Source organism: Castellaniella denitrificans, assembly GCF_042653765.1.
GTDB classification, from domain to species: domain Bacteria; phylum Pseudomonadota; class Gammaproteobacteria; order Burkholderiales; family Burkholderiaceae_B; genus Castellaniella; species Castellaniella denitrificans.
Genome location: NZ_JBHSEZ010000014.1, coordinates 51,888 through 67,254, shown reverse-complemented (window position 1 = coordinate 67,254; position 15,367 = coordinate 51,888). Strand labels below are relative to the sequence as shown.

General features: G+C 65.3%; 15 protein-coding genes and 1 pseudogene. 7 read left to right on the top strand and 9 right to left on the bottom strand.

The window, feature by feature from the left end:
• Window positions 1–246: 246 nt before the first annotated feature.
• From ACFO27_RS11885 to ACFO27_RS11875, 3 genes and pseudogenes are all read left to right on the top strand, one after another.
• Window positions 247–360: pseudogene (locus tag ACFO27_RS11885) on the top strand (DUF2274 domain-containing protein); the annotation flags it as partial.
• A gap of 94 nt (window positions 361–454) precedes the next feature.
• Window positions 455–1,192 carry a type IV toxin-antitoxin system AbiEi family antitoxin domain-containing protein gene (locus tag ACFO27_RS11880; RefSeq protein WP_376817516.1) on the top strand — a complete coding sequence of 246 codons (738 nt, stop codon included), beginning with the start codon at window positions 455–457 and terminating at the stop codon, window positions 1,190–1,192.
• Window positions 1,189–2,109, top strand: coding sequence for a nucleotidyl transferase AbiEii/AbiGii toxin family protein (locus tag ACFO27_RS11875; RefSeq protein ID WP_376817515.1), 921 nt, complete (start codon window positions 1,189–1,191; stop codon window positions 2,107–2,109). The genes ACFO27_RS11880 and ACFO27_RS11875 overlap by 4 nt, the downstream gene beginning before the upstream one ends.
• 285 nt (window positions 2,110–2,394) lie before the next feature.
• On the opposite strand, the gene ACFO27_RS11870 is transcribed toward ACFO27_RS11875, so the two are convergent.
• The 3 genes from ACFO27_RS11870 to ACFO27_RS11860 are packed head-to-tail and all read right to left on the bottom strand — an operon-like array spanning window position 2,395 to window position 4,319.
• Window positions 2,395–2,712 carry a DUF1634 domain-containing protein gene (locus ACFO27_RS11870; RefSeq protein ID WP_376817514.1) on the bottom strand — a complete coding sequence of 106 codons (318 nt, stop codon included), beginning with the start codon at window positions 2,710–2,712 and terminating at the stop codon, window positions 2,395–2,397.
• On the bottom strand, window positions 2,709–3,560 hold the full coding sequence (locus ACFO27_RS11865; protein ID WP_376817513.1) for a sulfite exporter TauE/SafE family protein: 852 nt from the start codon (window positions 3,558–3,560) through the stop codon (window positions 2,709–2,711). Before ACFO27_RS11865 ends, ACFO27_RS11870 begins: the two co-directional genes overlap by 4 nt.
• A gap of 15 nt (window positions 3,561–3,575) precedes the next feature.
• Window positions 3,576–4,319: a GntR family transcriptional regulator gene (locus ACFO27_RS11860; RefSeq protein ID WP_376817512.1), complete on the bottom strand. Its 744-nt coding sequence runs from the start codon at window positions 4,317–4,319 to the stop codon at window positions 3,576–3,578.
• A gap of 256 nt (window positions 4,320–4,575) precedes the next feature.
• Between ACFO27_RS11860 and ACFO27_RS11855 the strand changes: the two genes are divergently transcribed.
• Complete coding sequence (locus ACFO27_RS11855) at window positions 4,576–6,120, top strand: Fic family protein (RefSeq protein ID WP_376817511.1); 1,545 nt, start codon at window positions 4,576–4,578, stop codon at window positions 6,118–6,120.
• Window positions 6,121–6,206: 86 nt separating this feature from the next.
• Here ACFO27_RS11855 and ACFO27_RS11850 read toward each other — a convergent pair whose 3' ends face one another.
• Window positions 6,207–6,599: a nuclear transport factor 2 family protein gene (locus ACFO27_RS11850; RefSeq protein WP_376817510.1), complete on the bottom strand. Its 393-nt coding sequence runs from the start codon at window positions 6,597–6,599 to the stop codon at window positions 6,207–6,209.
• 110 nt (window positions 6,600–6,709) lie between these two features.
• On the opposite strand from ACFO27_RS11850, the gene ACFO27_RS11845 reads away from it, so the two are divergent.
• Window positions 6,710–7,507: an AraC family transcriptional regulator gene (locus tag ACFO27_RS11845; protein ID WP_376817509.1), complete on the top strand. Its 798-nt coding sequence runs from the start codon at window positions 6,710–6,712 to the stop codon at window positions 7,505–7,507.
• A 56-nt stretch (window positions 7,508–7,563) separates the two neighbouring features.
• Entirely contained in the window at window positions 7,564–8,919 is a 1,356-nt protein-coding gene (locus ACFO27_RS11840) for a metal-dependent hydrolase family protein (protein WP_376817508.1), read from the top strand.
• Here the strand turns inward: ACFO27_RS11840 and ACFO27_RS11835 are convergent.
• Together ACFO27_RS11835 and dbpA are read right to left on the bottom strand one after the other, a co-directional pair.
• Window positions 8,897–9,280 carry a DNA glycosylase AlkZ-like family protein gene (locus ACFO27_RS11835; RefSeq protein WP_376817507.1) on the bottom strand — a complete coding sequence of 128 codons (384 nt, stop codon included), beginning with the start codon at window positions 9,278–9,280 and terminating at the stop codon, window positions 8,897–8,899. The genes ACFO27_RS11840 and ACFO27_RS11835 overlap by 23 nt on opposite strands.
• Window positions 9,281–9,461: 181 nt before the next feature.
• On the bottom strand, window positions 9,462–10,850 hold the full coding sequence (gene dbpA / locus ACFO27_RS11830) for an ATP-dependent RNA helicase DbpA (protein WP_376817506.1): 1,389 nt from the start codon (window positions 10,848–10,850) through the stop codon (window positions 9,462–9,464).
• Between the two features lie 106 nt (window positions 10,851–10,956).
• Here dbpA and ACFO27_RS11825 point away from each other — a divergent pair, with 106 nt between their 5' ends.
• Window positions 10,957–11,775: a thioesterase family protein gene (locus tag ACFO27_RS11825; protein WP_376817505.1), complete on the top strand. Its 819-nt coding sequence runs from the start codon at window positions 10,957–10,959 to the stop codon at window positions 11,773–11,775.
• Between the two features lie 21 nt (window positions 11,776–11,796).
• On the opposite strand, the gene ACFO27_RS11820 is transcribed toward ACFO27_RS11825, so the two are convergent.
• The 3 genes from ACFO27_RS11820 to ACFO27_RS11810 form a co-directional block, all read right to left on the bottom strand.
• The gene (locus ACFO27_RS11820; RefSeq protein WP_376817504.1) at window positions 11,797–12,639 is read right to left on the bottom strand and encodes an LOG family protein; all 843 of its coding nucleotides are present in this window, start codon (window positions 12,637–12,639) and stop codon (window positions 11,797–11,799) included.
• A 125-nt stretch (window positions 12,640–12,764) separates the two neighbouring features.
• Window positions 12,765–14,183: an MBL fold metallo-hydrolase RNA specificity domain-containing protein gene (locus tag ACFO27_RS11815; RefSeq protein ID WP_376817503.1), complete on the bottom strand. Its 1,419-nt coding sequence runs from the start codon at window positions 14,181–14,183 to the stop codon at window positions 12,765–12,767.
• A 136-nt stretch (window positions 14,184–14,319) separates the two neighbouring features.
• Entirely contained in the window at window positions 14,320–15,198 is an 879-nt protein-coding gene (locus tag ACFO27_RS11810; protein WP_376817502.1) for a lipid A biosynthesis lauroyl acyltransferase, read from the bottom strand.
• Window positions 15,199–15,367: the final 169 nt, after the last annotated feature.

Below are 15,367 nucleotides of genomic sequence, written 5' to 3'. Positions count from 1 at the left end.
CTTGAACTCGTCCGTGAAATGTCTTCTGTTTCGTGCCATCGCTTTGCTCTCCAGGCATGATCATGCCATCTGATCTGTCCGGAGAGGTGGGGCAAGCCCAGATTGCCGGGGAAAGCTACCGACTCAAGGACAAGCGCAAAGCAGGGAATATCAAGATCAGGAACTAGGTTTTTTGGACGCCGGGGTGGGTCAGTTTTACTCCGACGATTCCGACGAAAGTGGGTCAGTTTTCAACCGGCGTTGACAGAGAAGTTGATCCCGCACATGCTGGAGGCGTTCATGGCGGGGGATCGGGGGTTCAGGCGGGGCAGGGGAGACGACGCTCGACCGGCTTCCCGCGCGGCTGTTTCCAAGGGGTGAGTATTTGGATATGTTGTCAGTATCGTATCCAGACTACGACTGGAAACGCCATATCAAATTGACTTCAGCTTGGGAAAGTTGTAGAAATCGTAGTATGGCTACGACTACTTCAAGCAAGTTAAATGCCCTCTACACCCGGCTGGCACCGGGAACTCCGCTGACCTCGGAGGACTTGGCGGCGCTGAGCATCTCTGCCGACCTAGCCGTCCACTACGTCCGGGCAGGCTGGCTCACGCGCCTGGCCCGCGGGGTGTACGGCCGCCCGAACGACACTCTGGCGCTCCATCCCAGTTTGTTGCTGCTGCAGCGCCGGTTCGAGGGGTTGCACGTCGGCGGCAAGTCGGCGCTGGACTGGTACGGCATGCGCCAGTACGTGTCGCAGCAACCCGTGTTGCATCTGTATGGCTGGACGGCAGCCCGTCTGCCGGAATGGTTCACCGAACGCTTCCCGGCCGAGTACCGCCGCAAGCGCCTGTTCGACGAGCAGCCGTCCGCCTTGCTACACGTCGGCCCATTCGAGAAGCGCAGCGGGGCGCCGCAGGTGTCGGCGCCGGAACGCGCCTTGCTGGAGCTGTTGAGCGAAGTCGGGGTGCGCCAGCCCTTGCAGGAAGCCCGCGAACTTGTCGAGGGCGCTTACAGCTTGCGCGCCGACGTGCTGCGCGAGTTGTTGCAACACTGCACGAGCGTCAAGACCGTGCGGCTGTGTCTGCAACTCGGCCGCGAGGCGTCGTTGCCTTGGGCGGCGAAGCTCGATCCAGCCACGCTGCCGACCGGCAGCGAGCGGCCCTGGGTGTCTCGTTCCGTCGAGGGCCTGTTGGTGCTCAAGCCATGAATCAGACCTATCTCGATACCGCGCGTCTGCTGACGCAGGTGGCGCCGCTGGTGTTTGTGGATGACACCTTTGCCTTGAAGGGCGGCACGGCGATCAATCTGTTCGTGCGCGACATGCCGCGCCTGTCGGTCGATCTTGATCTGGTCTTCCCCGATCACACGCTGCCGCGCGGCGAGGCGCTGGCGCGCATCAACGAGGCCATCCGGCAAGCAGCCGCGTGCTTGAAGAAGCGCGGCTTCCAGACGCATGCGCCGGCCGCCGCCGCAGGGGAGACCAAGCTGCTGGTGCAGCGCGGCCCGATTCAGGTCAAGGTCGAAGTCAACTTCGTCATGCGCGGTACGGTGCAGCCGGTGCGTCGTGCTTCGCTCACGCCGACCGCACGCGACACCTTGCTGGCCGATCTGGAGATTCCGGTGGTGTCGCTGGAGGACGTGTACGGCGGCAAGCTGGTGGCGGCGCTGGATCGGCAGCATCCGCGCGATCTGTTCGATGTGATGCAGCTCTTTGCGCATGAGGGGATCACGCCCGGCATCCGGCGTGCCTTCGTGGTCTACCTGGCCAGCAGTAACCGGCCGATCCATGAGGTGCTGTTCACGCCGCTACGGGACATCCGGCATGACTACGAGCACAACTTTCGAGGCATGACGGCCGAGCCGGTGCCGCTCAATGCGCTGCTCGCCGCGCGAGAGCGCATGGTGCGCGAAATTCAACGGGGCTTGGACGACGACGAGCGACGCTTCTTGCTGTCACTGGCTGGAGGCAAGCCGGACTGGTCGCTGCTTGGCATCGCACACCTCGAACACCTGCCGGGCATCCGCTGGAAGCTGCACAACCTTGCGCAGTTGCAGAAGGCCGATGCCAGGAAGTTCGCAGAGCAGACAGACCTGCTCGCCGAGCAGCTATCTGCGCTATCCTAGACGGCGATTGATGATGGTGCCGCCGGCGTCGTTACCCAACAAATCGTCCCATCTCCCGCGCCAAAAAAAGGTGTCCGTTGCAGACGGTAAACGCGACGGTAAGGCTCATTTCGATCACCGCAAATCCCTTTATCCATGCGGGCTTACGAGCCCCGTTGATGATCGAGTGGGGGGGGATGATCCCGCGTCTGGCACCGGCCGGCACCAAATAGTGGGAATGAGGTTGTTTTATAAAATGAATGCCATTGATGATGCGTGTTGCATTATCAATGAAAAAAGAGTCGTTCACATCTCCATGAGTACGCCGGCCGCGATGGTCGCTAGTACAAGCGTCGCAATCGCGGTGTAGGCGTAGTCATGCTCTCGTAGGAATAGGGTCAACATCAGCATGACCCGCGTGACTGGCAAGAGAATGAACACTGCAATGCCAGCTTCCACCGCGTCATGACCGTTTAGTGGAAGGGCGGGTGAGCTCAGGAATGGTGCGGCGGCGGTCAAGAGAACCCCGACGGCAATCAGTGCGGTCGCGAGCCATGTTCCATACCGGAGTAGTCCGGCGATGATCTGATCCCGCCGTTCAAAATGGTCTGCCCCAGGTGTCATGCAGTCCCTCCTAGAATTTTGATGCCAAAGGTGCTCATGAGCATCTGAATCGCCAGCAGCGTCAGGACGATCACGAAAAAGACACGCAACTTGTCGGCAGGCAGTCTCATCAGCAGGCGTGCGCCGACGAGCGCACCAATAACCGAACCGAGGGCGATTGGGCCCGTAATGCCAATGTCAATATCGCCGCGCACGAAGTAGGCCCCCGCGCTGGCAGCTGCGGTCACTCCGATCATGAAATTCGACGTGGCGGTCGAGACCTTGATGGGTAGTCGCAAAGCGGTGTCCATCGCTGGAATTTTCAGAACGCCTGAGCCGATTCCCAGCAATGCGGAAATCAGGCCGGCCCCATACATCAGCATCATGCCGAGCGGAACGCGGCTGACTTGATAGGACACTTCCCGTCCGGACACGCGATCAGGAAAGCTGGAATGCAAGCGTAGGATCGTGGCCCAGCTCTTTCCGTTCGGGGCGCTCGCGTCGATCGCCTCGCGCCGCCGTGCAAGCATCTGTTTGGCCGAAATCGCGAGGATGGCCGCGAAGAGGCCATACAGGACAGGCGTCGAAATGATCCCGATGAGAAGCACCCCTGTCAGTGCGCCGAACGTGGTGGCCGTCTCAAGGACGATGGCAAGCCGGACATTGGTCAGGCGACCTTTGAGGAACGGGGACGCGCTGCCGCACGAGCAGGCGATGACCGAAACGATGCTGGCTCCAATGGCGGTATGGATGTCCACGCCAAAAAACAGCGTGAGGATCGGCACGATGAAGATGCCACTCGCCATGCCAAGCACTCCGCCAAGAGCGCTGGCACCGAAAGCGGCCGCGAACAGCCATAGAGATTCCACTTCTTGGACTCCGGGTCACGAACGGTCGCGTGCGCGACGGGCCAAGCGTGTGACGAAGCTGATCAGATCGCCGCGGTAGTGGAGCTTTTCGTAATCGATGGGCCGATGCCCTTCGGTGTAAGACGTACGCTCGATCAGAAAGACGGCGCTGCCGGAATCGATGGCGAGGGCCTGCGCTACACCAGGAGCGGCGGTGACGGCTTCAAGCCGATACTCCGCCTCGGTCAGCGGCAAATCGTATTTGCCTTCGAGCAAAGAAAAGATTGGCTCCGCATCCAGATCGTGCGTGACGATCTTTTCTCCGATCTCGCGGGGCAGATAGGTTTCATCGAACGACATGGCGACGCCATCGGCAAGGCGGACGCGCTGAATTCGCATCACCAAGCTGCCTGGAGGCACTGCCAGTTGCCGGGCAACAGCCGCGTCAGCGGGCACGATTTGCTTGTCCAGAAGCCGGGCGGTCGGAGTGCGGCCGAGTGCCTGCATGTCCTCGACGAAGCCGGTCAACTCGGTCAGTTCCTGGCTTATCCTGGGCTGCGTGACAAAGGTGCCTTTGCCGCGCCGGATTTCAACCTGTCCGCGCAATACAAGATTCTCGATCGCCTTGCGCACTGTAGTGCGGCTGGCGCTAAATCGCTCGATCAGGCGATCTTCCGGTGGTAGCTGGCTACCGGGAGGGAGGATGCCGTCCGAAATGTCGGTGGCCAGCGCCGCTTCGATTTTTGCATAAAGGGGCCGGTGGTCAGGATCGATGTGCATGCTAGGTATCATGACATCATGATGTCTCTATGTCAATAGGGGACTGCGTAAATCTCAAGTTGTGCGGCCGGATAATGCATGGCGTGCGGCGCAAGCGGCACAACCTGGCGGAGCATTGTTTTTTAGCCGGAACTCCAATCCGCAATCATTTTTGGTGTTCTCCATCCGAATTCATGTGACAATGTGGCATCATCGTTTTTCTTGAATTATCACTGGAAATAAGCGTTTTTAGTGACTCGTCACGGGTTTTCATAACATGCAGATCGGTTTCAAAGCCCTGGAAGCCAAGTTTGGCGTCATGCTGGCGCAGCCGCTGCGTGTGACGTCGATCATCGGTACCTCCCGTGCGACGCGAGAGTCACTCCGGGGCATCGAGAACCAGTATCCGGCCGTTTACCGGCCGGCCGATACCTTTGCCGGGCACTTCGAGTTTGGGCTGAAGTACGAGGAGATCGATCTCGAATTCTTCACTCGGTTGTTCGCTGCCTGCGGGCCGCAACCGCTGGAGGAGTGGTGCCGCGCCGAGCCGTTCGGGCAGTATGCGCGCCGGGCTGGATTTTTCTACGAGTGGCTCACCGGCAATCGGCTTGACGTCCCGGACCTGACCGGCGGGACCTACGTCAATGCCGTCTCCGATGATGCCTATCTTACGCGGACCAAAGCCGTTCGCGAGCGTCGCTGGCGCGTCAACAACAATCTGCCGGGCACGCCGGCTTTCTGCCCCATCATTCGGCGCTCTCCGGCGCTGACCCAAGCGCTGCAGTTCAACCCGCTCGATGCGCTCGCGGAGCTGGATCACCAGTTTGGCGAGGATGTGCTGATGCGTGCCGCCGCCTGGCTCACGCTCAAGGAGTCGCGTGCGAGCTTCCTGATCGAGCGCGAGGCCGATCAGACAGATAGGGTCAAGCGGTTCGTCCACGTCATGGCCGAGTACTGCGGCAAGCTGGACGAGCCGCTTGGCACCGATGGGCTGGCCGTGTTGCAGAAGGGCATTCTCGGCGCCGCAGCGCTGCGGCTGGGTGTGCGCCGATCGCCAGTGTTCGTCGGACAAGCCACCATTCGCGAGGATGTCGTCCACTACATCGGTCCACATTTCTCGGTGCTTGGCGACATGCTGGCGGGGCTGCAAGCGTTCGAGCAGGCGACCCGCGGGCGCGAGTCGCTGGCGCGGGCGGCCGCTGTCGCGTTCGGCTTCGTTTATCTCCATCCGATGAGCGACGGCAACGGGCGCATCCACCGCTTTCTGATCAACGATACGCTTTTGCGTGACCAAGCCATTCCGGCTGGGGTGATCCTGCCCGTGTCCGCGACCATCACCGGAGTGCGTGAATTTGGCCACGGCTACGATCGTGTGCTGGAAGTGTTCTCGCGGCCCTTCATGCGGCGGTACGACGCCGCCTATCGCTTCGGGGAAATGGTCGAATACGAGGACGGCGTAAAGTCGAACTTCGTATTCGATGCCTACGACGATGCCAACGCTGCCTGGCGCTATCCGGATCTCACCGAACATGCGATCTACACCACCCATCTCGTCGCCCACACGATCCGCCATGCAATGGCGGACGAGGTACGTGTGCTGGTGCGGCTGGAGTTGGCGCAGCAGCGCATCAAGGACGTGCTGGAAATGCCGGATATGGACGCCGTGCGTATGATCCGGTCGATCAAAGAGCATGGGTGGCGCATCTCCGGCAAACTCGTGAAGGAGTACCCGATGCTCGACGACAAGACGAGGGCCTTGCGTGTCGTCGAGGCCGTACAGTCCGCGTTCGAGGATCGGGAGCCGTTGCCCATTGTCGAATGACGAGGGGCATGCGAAGTCCCGTGCCGGTGCGGGCAACTGACCGGAGGTGGCCTGGCGCCGGCGATCGCGCACCGGCACCCCGGGCCTCATTTCGCATTCCCCAGTGCCCGGTCGGCCTCCTCGCCTTCCAGCATCAAGGTCGTTTCCTCGATGCGCCGGAAGCGTCCGCGGGCGTCCAGCTCCGCGAACAGGTAGACCTCCTGCACGATCCGGCCGCCGTCGCGCTTGACGACATGGACGCGGTGGCGGTCGGCGTAGCGCGTGCCGTCGCGCAGTTCGTCCAGCACTTCGATTCGGGCCGACGCCACGACCTCGCGCAGCTTGCTCGCATGGCGGAAGAACGCTTCGCGGTCGTCCCATTGTCCGTTGGTGCGCTGCCGGTAGTCGGGGCTGAAATGGCGTTCGAGCACGTCCTCGAGCGGACGGTGGGGCTGGTTGAGCAATTCGTCCAGGGCGGTGCGGATGTCGGTGGCGGGCATGTCGTGTCGTTCCTTGCGGTGGGTCGATGTGTGGCGAGCCCTCACTGTAGATGGCATGCGGTGGCCTGACTGCGGTATAAATGTCATTCAATATCGATTCAAGGCCATCCATGACCGATCCCCTGATTCCGCCGGCGCAAGCATCCGCCGCGGAAGGTCCATTGCTGCTGGCTGTGGCGCGCGAGGCGGGCGCGGTCCGTGTGACGCGCCGCCATCGCCATGCACGCGGACAACTGCTCGGCGCGGCGCGGGGCCTGCTGTCGGTCGACGCGGGCGGCGGCCGCTGGGTGGTGCCGGCCACGCATGCCGTCTGGATCCCGCCGGACGTGCCGCACGGGCTGCGTTCGCACGGGCCTTTCTCGGGCTGGAGCGTCTACGTGGCCGCATCCGCCTGTGCCGAGCTCCATCGGCGGCCGTGCGTCCTGGCCGTCTCCGGCTTGCTGCGCGAGGCCGTGGCGCGCGCGGTTTCATGGACGGAGAACGATCCGGATGCGCCGAAGGCGCGGCTGGCGGGGGTGATTCTCGACGAGATCCGTTCGCTGCCGCACGCCGCGCTGGGCCTGTCCATGCCGCGCGATGCGCGCTTGATCAGGATCGCGCGGGCGCTGTCCGATCGGCCCGATGATGGACGCCGGTTGCGGGAATGGGCGGCGTGGGCGGGCATCGCGCCGCGCACGCTGACGCGGCGGTTCGTCGCCGAAACCGGGTTCACATTCACCGAATGGCGCCAGCGCGTGCGCCTGCTGAAGGCGCTGGAGTGGCTGGCGGGCGGCAGGCCGGTGACGGCGGTGGCCCTGGATTCCGGCTATGACAACGTGAGCGCGTTCATCACCGTGTTCCGGCAGGTGTTCGGCGTCACTCCGGGGCGGTATGATGCGGCGATGCGCCGAAACGGCCAGGTATCATGAGACGGGCCCGCCTCATCGGGGCTGGGCATGAACTCAACCGGAAAACAGGGGGTTCCATGCGATTCGTACTGGGGATGCGACTGAAGCTGTTGATCGCGATCGGCTGTCTTGTGCCAGCCATTGCGCATGCGCAGGATGTGCAGCCGACCGTCGTGCTGTTCGAGAACGTGCGAATCTTCGACGGCAAGAGCGACACGCTTTCCGCGCCGTCGAATGTCCTGGTGCGGGGCAATGTGATCGAACGGATCGCCACCGGCCCGATTCCCGTCGACCGTCGCGCCGATACGCGAATCATCCAGGGCGGCGGACGGACGTTGATGCCCGGCCTCATCGATGCGCACTGGCATGCCATGATGGCGGCCGTTCCTTTGCCGGTGCTGTTGACCGGCGACATCGGCTACATCAACCTGGCGGCCGGCAAGGAAGCCCGCGACACGCTCATGCGGGGGTTCACCAGCGTCCGCGATCTCAGCGGCCCCGCCTTCGGGCTCAAGCGGGCCATCGACGAAGGCCTGGTGGACGGACCGCGGATCTGGCCTTCCGGGGCGATGATCTCGCAGACGGGAGGGCACGGTGATTTCCGCATGCCGTACGAGGTTCCCGCCGGACGGAATGCTCCGCTCAGCCGTGGCGAGGCGATCAATGGCGGCGTGATCGCCGATGGCGTGGACGAAGTCCGCAAGCGCGTCCGCGAGCAGCTCATGCTGGGCGCATCCCAGATCAAGCTGGCGGCGGGCGGCGGCGTGTCGTCGCACTACGACCCGATCGATGTCGCCCAGTACTCCGAGGAAGAGTTCCGCGCCGCCGTCGAGGCCGCCGAGAACTGGGGCACCTATGTCACGGTTCATGCTTACACGCCGCGCGCCATCCAGGCGGCCGTCCGCGCCGGCGTCAAGGTCATCGAGCATGGCCAATTGATGGATGAGCCGACCGCCCGGCTCATGGCCGAACGGGGAGTCTGGCTGAGCGCCCAGGCCTTCATCGACAACGAGTTTTCCAATCCGAAGACCGGCGAGTCGCGCGCCAAGCAGCTCGAGGTGTACGCCGGAACCGACAACGCCTACCGGCTCGCAAAGAAATATGGTCTCAAGGTCGCCTGGGGCACCGATATCCTCTTCGACCCCGGCATGCCCGTCCACCAAGGGGCGATGCTGGCGACGATGACGCGCTGGTATGCCGCGCCCGAGGTGCTGCGGATGGCCACCAGCACCAATGCGGAACTGCTCGCGCTGTCGGGCCCGCGCAATCCCTACCCGGGCAGGCTGGGCGTCGTCGAAGAAGGCGCGCTCGCCGACTTGCTGCTCGTCGAAGGCGATCCGACCGCCGACATCGGCCTGATCGCGGATCCGGAGAAAAACTTCGCCGTGATCATGAAGAATGGCAAGTTGTTCAAGAACGCCCTGCCGGGATGAGCCTTGCCGGTGACTCCAGGCAGGCGCGCAACCGCGGCAGCAGGCCGGCGGGCTCCGCGCGCCTCACGTGCACCTCGGGCGTGCCGTGCCAGTCCGCGCATCGCTGGATCGCCCGGGCCACGGCCCGCAGCGCGGCGTCGTTCAGCGTGACGCCTTGCTCGATGCGGTAGTCGAATCCCCACAGCGCCGAGGCGCGTTCGCGGTCCCACACCAGCGGGTCGAAAGGGGACAGCAGCGTGGTGTGAGTGGCGCGCAGCCGGCCCTCCAGGGCCTTTTGCAGCAGATCGGCGTGCCGCCGGTGCACATAGCCAGGGCTGGACCAGCCGTGCACATCCACGCGCCGCAGCACGTCCCGGGCCACCAGCGTGTCCAGGTCGGTGTCCTTCAGGCAGGGTTTCTGGCGACTTGACCGGGCCGTGGGCTTCGATGCGGGCCAGCAGCGCGTCGCAGGTCTTGCGGAGCGGCCTTGCGGCGCGGCGTCGTCAGCAGGCCCTGGGCGGCGAGCTGCAGGTTGCGGGCCTGGAGGAGGGACAGTGCCCGGCTCAGAACTCTTCCAGAAATCGCATGCGGAACCGGCGCCCCTTGATCGTGCTGCTGGAAAGCCGCGAGAACGCCTGCCTGGCGATCCGGCGGTCCAGCGCCACGTAGGCGCTGAATTCGGTGATGTTGATCTTGCCGACCTGCTCGAAAGCCAGCCCGCCGTCGCCGGTCAAGGCACCCAGCAGGTCGCCGGGGCGCAGCTTGTCCTTCTTGCCGCCCTGGACGCACAAGGTGATCATGGGGGCGCGCAGCGGGCGGTCGGACCTGGGGCGCAGCGACTTGAGGTCGGCCCATTTCAGCGGGGCGCCCTGGTACCGCTCGACCAGATCGGCCCAGCGCATTTCCTCCGGCGAACACAGGCTCAGCGCCAGCCCCTTCCGGTCGCCGCGGCCACTGCGGCCGATGCGGTGCACGTGGACCTCGGTGTCCCTGGTCACGTCCACGTTGATCACGGCGTCCAGGTTCTGGATGTCCAGGCCGCGGGCGGCCACGTCGGTCGCGACCAGGACGGTGCAGCTCTGGTTGGCGAACTGGATCAGGATCTCGTCGCGCTCCCGCTGCTCCAGGTCGCCGTTGAGCGCCTGGGCCCTGATGCCTTCGGACCGCAGGCGTTCGACCAGGTCGTGGCTGCGGGCCTTGGTGTTGCAGAATGCCAGCGTGGAGACCGGGCGGAAGTGGGCCAGCAGCGTGGCCACGGCGTCCAGCCGTTCGTCTTCCTCGATTTCGTAGAAGATCTGTTCGATGCGGCTGGCATCGTGCAGGACCTCGGCCTTGACTTCGGCGGGGTTGCGCAGGAAGCGGGCGCTGAGCTTGCGGATGTTGTCGGGGTAGGTCGCCGAGAACAGCAAAGTCTGGCGCTTGACCGGGCAGTGCGAGACGATCGCAGCGATATCGTCGTAGAAGCCCATGTCCACCATGCGGTCGGCTTCGTCCAGCACCAGTGTGTTCAGGCCGGACAGGTCCAGGCGGCCGCGTTCCAGGTGATCCTGGATGCGGCCGGGCGTGCCCACCACCAGATGGGCGCCGCGGGCGAGCGATTCGGCCTGGGGGCGCGCGGCGGCGCCCCCGCATAGCGTCAGCACCTTGACGTTGGGGATCAGGCGGGCCAGCCGGCGCAGTTCCTGGGCGACCTGGCCCGCCAGTTCGCGGGTGGGGCAGAGCAGCAGGGCCTGCGGGACCAGGCGGTTGACGTCCAGGCTCCGCAGCACGCCCAGGCCGAACGCGGCGGTCTTGCCGCTGCCGGTCTTGGCCTGCGCGATCAGGTCGCGGCCTTCCAGGATGAGCGGCAGGCTTTGCGCCTGGATGGGCGTCATCTGTTCGAAGCCCAGGCCTTGCAGGTTGTCCAGCAGGGCGGGGGAGAGGGGCAGGGAGGAAAAGGCCGTGTCGGTCACGATGGGGCGGTTCGCGGAACCGCGAAAAGTTGGATCGACCGTCAGTGTATGCTTTTGCCGCGTCCGGCGAGCGATCGATCGGCCGTCCGCGGCTATACTCTTGCGCATGCCTACCGCTCAGAACCTGCACCTCGGCCACGCCGGCGAGTCCTGCCCGGACGCTTACTACGTCCGCCGCGGGGAAACCGGATTCCTGTCCACCTTGCATTCCCAGGGCGCCTGGCAGCCTGGCGAGCAGCACCTGGCGGTGGCGGCCGGGCTGGTGCTGGCCGAGGCGGAACGCCGCCTGCCCAGCGACAAGCTGGTGTCCCGGGTGTCGTTCGACGTGCTGGGGGTCATCCATTCCGGCCCGTTCACGATCGACGTGCGGATGCTGCGCCCGGGCCGCTCGATCGAGCTGATCGAGGCCAGCATGCGCCATGGGGACCAGGTCAGCGTCCAGGCCCGGATCTGGCGCCTGCTCGCCAGCGACACGTCGCGGGAGCAGGGCGGCGAATGGGCGCCGCTGCCGCCGCCCGAGGCCATGCGGCCCTGGGTGTTTTCGAAGGTCTGGGGCGGGGGGTTCATCGGCTCGCTGGAGGCGCGCCGGGCCGCCGATGCCCGCCCGGGCCGGGGGCAGAGCTGGATTCGTACCCCTTATCCGCTGGTCGAAGGGGAAATCGACCCGCCCGTCGCCGGCTTCGTGAAGCTGGTCGATACCGCCAACGGCCTGGCCGTTCGCGCGGATCCGGACGCGGTGTTCTTCGCCAATGTGGACCTGACCATCCACTTCACGCGCCAGCCCGAGGCCGGCTGGGTCGGTTTCGACACGCGCGTCAGTTTCGGCCCGACGGGCCTGGGCGAGACTTTCTCGGTCCTGAGCGACGCCGGCGGGCCGGTGGGCACGGCGGCGCAAAGCCTGACCGTGCGCATCCGCGATCGGTAGGCGTCTTCCGGCGCCTCGGGTTCAGGCGATGGATCCGGGACGCTCCGCGGCGCCTTTCTCCATGGCGTCCGCGTAGAAGCGTTCCAGGGCGGCGATGATCTCGTCGGCGTCGTCGGCGTATTCGAACAGTCCGGTGTCCCCCGCCGCGATGTAGCCCTCGTCGATCAGGTAGTCGAAATCGATGACGCGGCGCCAGAACGCCCGCCCGACGAGCACCACGGGAATCCGGGGCATCTTGCCGGTCTGGATCAGGGTCAGCACTTCGAACAGCTCGTCCATCGTGCCGTAGCCTCCTGGAAAGGAGACCAGGGCGCGCGCATGGATCAGGAAATGCATCTTGCGCAGCGCGAAGTAGTGGAAGCGGAATGCCAGTTCCGGCGTGATGTAGGAATTGGGCGCCTGCTCGTGCGGCAGGGTGATGTTCAGTCCGATCGAGCGCGCGTTGGCCTCGAACGCGCCCCTGTTGGCCGCCTCCATGATGCCCGGCCCGCCCCCGGTGACGACGACGAAATCGCACCGCTTTTCCTGCTGGAAGCGTGCCGAGATCAGCCGGGCGAAGCGCCGCGCCTCTTCGTAGTATCGCGCCTGCTCCACGCGGCGGCGGGCCAGGGCCAGTTCCCGTTCCAGGGACGGATCCGCCGGTGCGGCGTCCCCGCGCCTCTCCAGCGCGGCGAGCCGGTCGCGCGCGGTGGCGGCGTCGCGCACGCGCGCGCTGCCGAAGACCACCACGGTCGAGTGCACGCCCTGCTCGTCCAGCCCGCGCTCGGGCTTGAGCAGTTCGAGCTGCAGGCGCAGGGGGCGCAGGTCTCTTTGGGTGAGCAGGTCCATGTCCTCGTACGCGAGCCGGTACGTGGGCGAATCCATGATGGCTCGCAGGCGCTCCCCCTCGTCCCGTGGCGCTCCTCCGGCGAATCCGCCGGGAGGGCAGCAGTCGCACGGTTCGGGGGAAGTGTCCGGCTGTCGTGGTCGCCGGCTGGAGGATGAGTCATTCATGGTGTCCACCCTGGATGTGGTGATTGCGGCCAGTGTGCCGTCTGGCCGTGTTCGGGGATCGTCACCCGCCAGCCGGGCTTCTGGCGCAGCCTGTCGGCCAATACCTGCGCCGCCTCCGGTTCGCCGTGCACCACGAAGGTCAGGGCCGGCGGCCGGCGGAAATGGCCCGCCCAGTCCAGCAGGGCGGCCTGATCGGCGTGCGCGGAGAGGCCGCCGATGCTGTGGACCTCGGCGCGCACGGGGATGTCCTCGCCGAACAGGCGCACCCGCTTCGCGCCGTCGACCAGGCGCCGGCCCAGCGTTCCCTGCGCCTGGAAGCCGGAAATCAGCACGCCGCATTCGCGTCGCGGCAGATTGTGGCGCAGGTGGTGGCGGATGCGTCCGGCGTCGCACATGCCGCTGGCGGAAATGATGATGGCCCCGGAGCGGATCTGGTTCAGCGCCATGGATTCCTCCACGCTGGCGGTGAAGTGCAGGTAGGGAATGTCGGCGCCGCGTTCGTGCCAGCCCGCCAGGTGCCGGGCCTCTTCGTCGAAAAGCTCCAGGTGCCGGCGGGTGATGCGGGTGACTTCGGTGGCCATCGGCGAATCGACGAACACCTGGGGGCGCCGCAGCCGTCCCTCGCATACGAAGCGGTGCAGGTGATAGAGCACCTGCTGGGTGCGGCCGACCGCGAACGCCGGCATGATGACGTTGCCGCCGCGCTTGAACAGGGTTTGCTCGACGAAGGCGATCATCTCGTCTTCGGTGGCCGCCAGATCCTGGTGCAGGCGATCGCCGTAGGTGGATTCCATCACCAGGATGTCGGCTTCCGGGATCGGCGTGGGATCGCGCAGGATCGGCCGCCCGGGCTGGCCCAGATCGCCGCTGAACACCAGCCTGGTGGCGCGGCCATGCTCCGTGACCGAAATTTCGATGATGGCCGAACCGAGGATATGTCCGGCGTCGCGCAGCCGGCAGCGTATATCGGGGTGGGGTGCGAATTCGTGGTCGTAGCCGATGCTCCGCACCCGTTTCAGGCATTCCTGCGCATCCTGCAGGGTGTACAGCGGCGGCATCGGGTTTTTTCCCCTGGGGTGCCTGGCCTCGCGCCTGGCGTCGGTTTCCTGGATGTGGGCGCTGTCGGGCAGCATCACTTCGAGCAGTTCGGCGGTGGCTCCCGTGGTGTAGATCGGCCCCTTGAATCCGGCGCGGGCGAGCTTGGGCAGCAGGCCGCTGTGGTCGATGTGGGCATGGGTGAGCAGGACGAAATCGATGGCCGGCGGATCGAATCCGAAGGGCTTGCGGTTTCGGGACTCGGCCTCGCGGCCGCCCTGGATCATGCCGCAATCCACCAGGAAGCGGGCATTCGCGGTTTCCACCAGAAAGCACGAACCGGTGACTTCGCGGGCCGCTCCGAGAAAGCTCAGTTTCATAGGGCATTCACTCCGGTGTGCGCAACGGACAGGGGCTCGGGCCGGCCGCCGCGCCATCGGAGCGATGCGGCGGCGGTAGATGGAGAATACACCGGGCACGCCGCGGCGGCCACGCGCCGCGGCTTCGCGGGAGTGTTCAGTAAACCGGCGCCTCGCCGTGCGGGCGGCGCTTGAACCGGCGGTGCACCCAGTAGTATTGATCGGGCGTCTCGCGGATGCGCGCCTCGAGGAATTGGTTCATCGCCAGCGCATCGGCCCGTACGTCGCCGCTCGGGAACTCCGGCAGGGCCGGATAGATGCGCAGCTTGTAGCCGCGGTAGCCGGGAAGCACCTGCGAGACGAAGGGCACTACGCGCGCGCCGCTCAAGTGCGCCAGGCGCGACACGGCGGTCAGGGTGCAGGCCGGCACGCCGAAGAACGGTACGAATAACGAATCGCGCAGCCCGAAGTCCATGTCCGCGGCCAGCATGATGGGCCTGCCGGATTTCAAGATGCCCAGGATGTCGCGGGCGCTGCCGTGGCGCGGGATCATCGTCGTGCCGAATCGCGAACGCCGTTCCCTGGAGATCGCATCCGTCGCGCCGTCCGACATCGGGGTATAGATGGACGCGACCGGGTGCCGTATCGAGTAATACATGCAGGCGGCCTCGATGGCGACGAAATGGAAGCCGAGGAATATGGTCGGCTGGTCGTAGCGGTCCCGCAGGTCGATGGCGCTGTCCAGTTCCACCAGGCTCGTGATGGTTTGCTCGCTGCCGTACCATTGCAGGCCGCGTTCCAGGTAGCTGCGGATGACGTGCTGGAAGGTGGCGCGCGCCAGACGCCTGCGCTGGTCCTCGGATTGTTCCGGAAAGCACAGGCGCAGGTTGGTGTGCAGGATGTGCCTGCGTTTTCCCGGGATCAGGTACAGCAGGGATCCCAGCGTTTCGCCCATCCGGGCGACCAGCCCGTAGGGCAGGGCGGAAAGACCTCGAAGCAGGCCCGATGTCAGGGCGGTCTGGGTGCTTTTTTTCATGGGGGCGGGCCGGTCCCGGGCGGGGAGCCCGCATCGGGCCGAAGTCTCATGCTAGCACGAGGGCCCTGGATCAATGCCGCGGACGACGATCCGGGAAGGTCCGGATCTCCGCGCCGGTTCGTGCGATGGATGGCGTCCCGCCACGAACAGGCGGATACTAACAACGTAA

Bases quoted from the DNA above. Each gene is read 5' to 3' on its own strand.
- ACFO27_RS11870 (WP_376817514.1), bottom strand. From the start codon at position 2,712: ATGACACCTGGGGCAGACCATTTTGAACGGCGGGATCAGATCATCGCC.
- ACFO27_RS11820 (WP_376817504.1), bottom strand. From the start codon at position 12,639: ATGGATTCGCCCACGTACCGGCTCGCGTACGAGGACATGGACCTGCTC.
- ACFO27_RS11850 (WP_376817510.1), bottom strand. From the start codon at position 6,599: ATGCCCGCCACCGACATCCGCACCGCCCTGGACGAATTGCTCAACCAG.
- ACFO27_RS11855 (WP_376817511.1), top strand. From the start codon at position 4,576: ATGCAGATCGGTTTCAAAGCCCTGGAAGCCAAGTTTGGCGTCATGCTG.
- ACFO27_RS11815 (WP_376817503.1), bottom strand. From the start codon at position 14,183: ATGAAACTGAGCTTTCTCGGAGCGGCCCGCGAAGTCACCGGTTCGTGC.
- ACFO27_RS11840 (WP_376817508.1), top strand. From the start codon at position 7,564: ATGCGATTCGTACTGGGGATGCGACTGAAGCTGTTGATCGCGATCGGC.
- ACFO27_RS11810 (WP_376817502.1), bottom strand. From the start codon at position 15,198: ATGAAAAAAAGCACCCAGACCGCCCTGACATCGGGCCTGCTTCGAGGT.
- ACFO27_RS11880 (WP_376817516.1), top strand. From the start codon at position 455: ATGGCTACGACTACTTCAAGCAAGTTAAATGCCCTCTACACCCGGCTG.
- ACFO27_RS11875 (WP_376817515.1), top strand. From the start codon at position 1,189: ATGAATCAGACCTATCTCGATACCGCGCGTCTGCTGACGCAGGTGGCG.
- ACFO27_RS11860 (WP_376817512.1), bottom strand. From the start codon at position 4,319: ATGCACATCGATCCTGACCACCGGCCCCTTTATGCAAAAATCGAAGCG.
- ACFO27_RS11845 (WP_376817509.1), top strand. From the start codon at position 6,710: ATGACCGATCCCCTGATTCCGCCGGCGCAAGCATCCGCCGCGGAAGGT.
- ACFO27_RS11825 (WP_376817505.1), top strand. From the start codon at position 10,957: ATGCCTACCGCTCAGAACCTGCACCTCGGCCACGCCGGCGAGTCCTGC.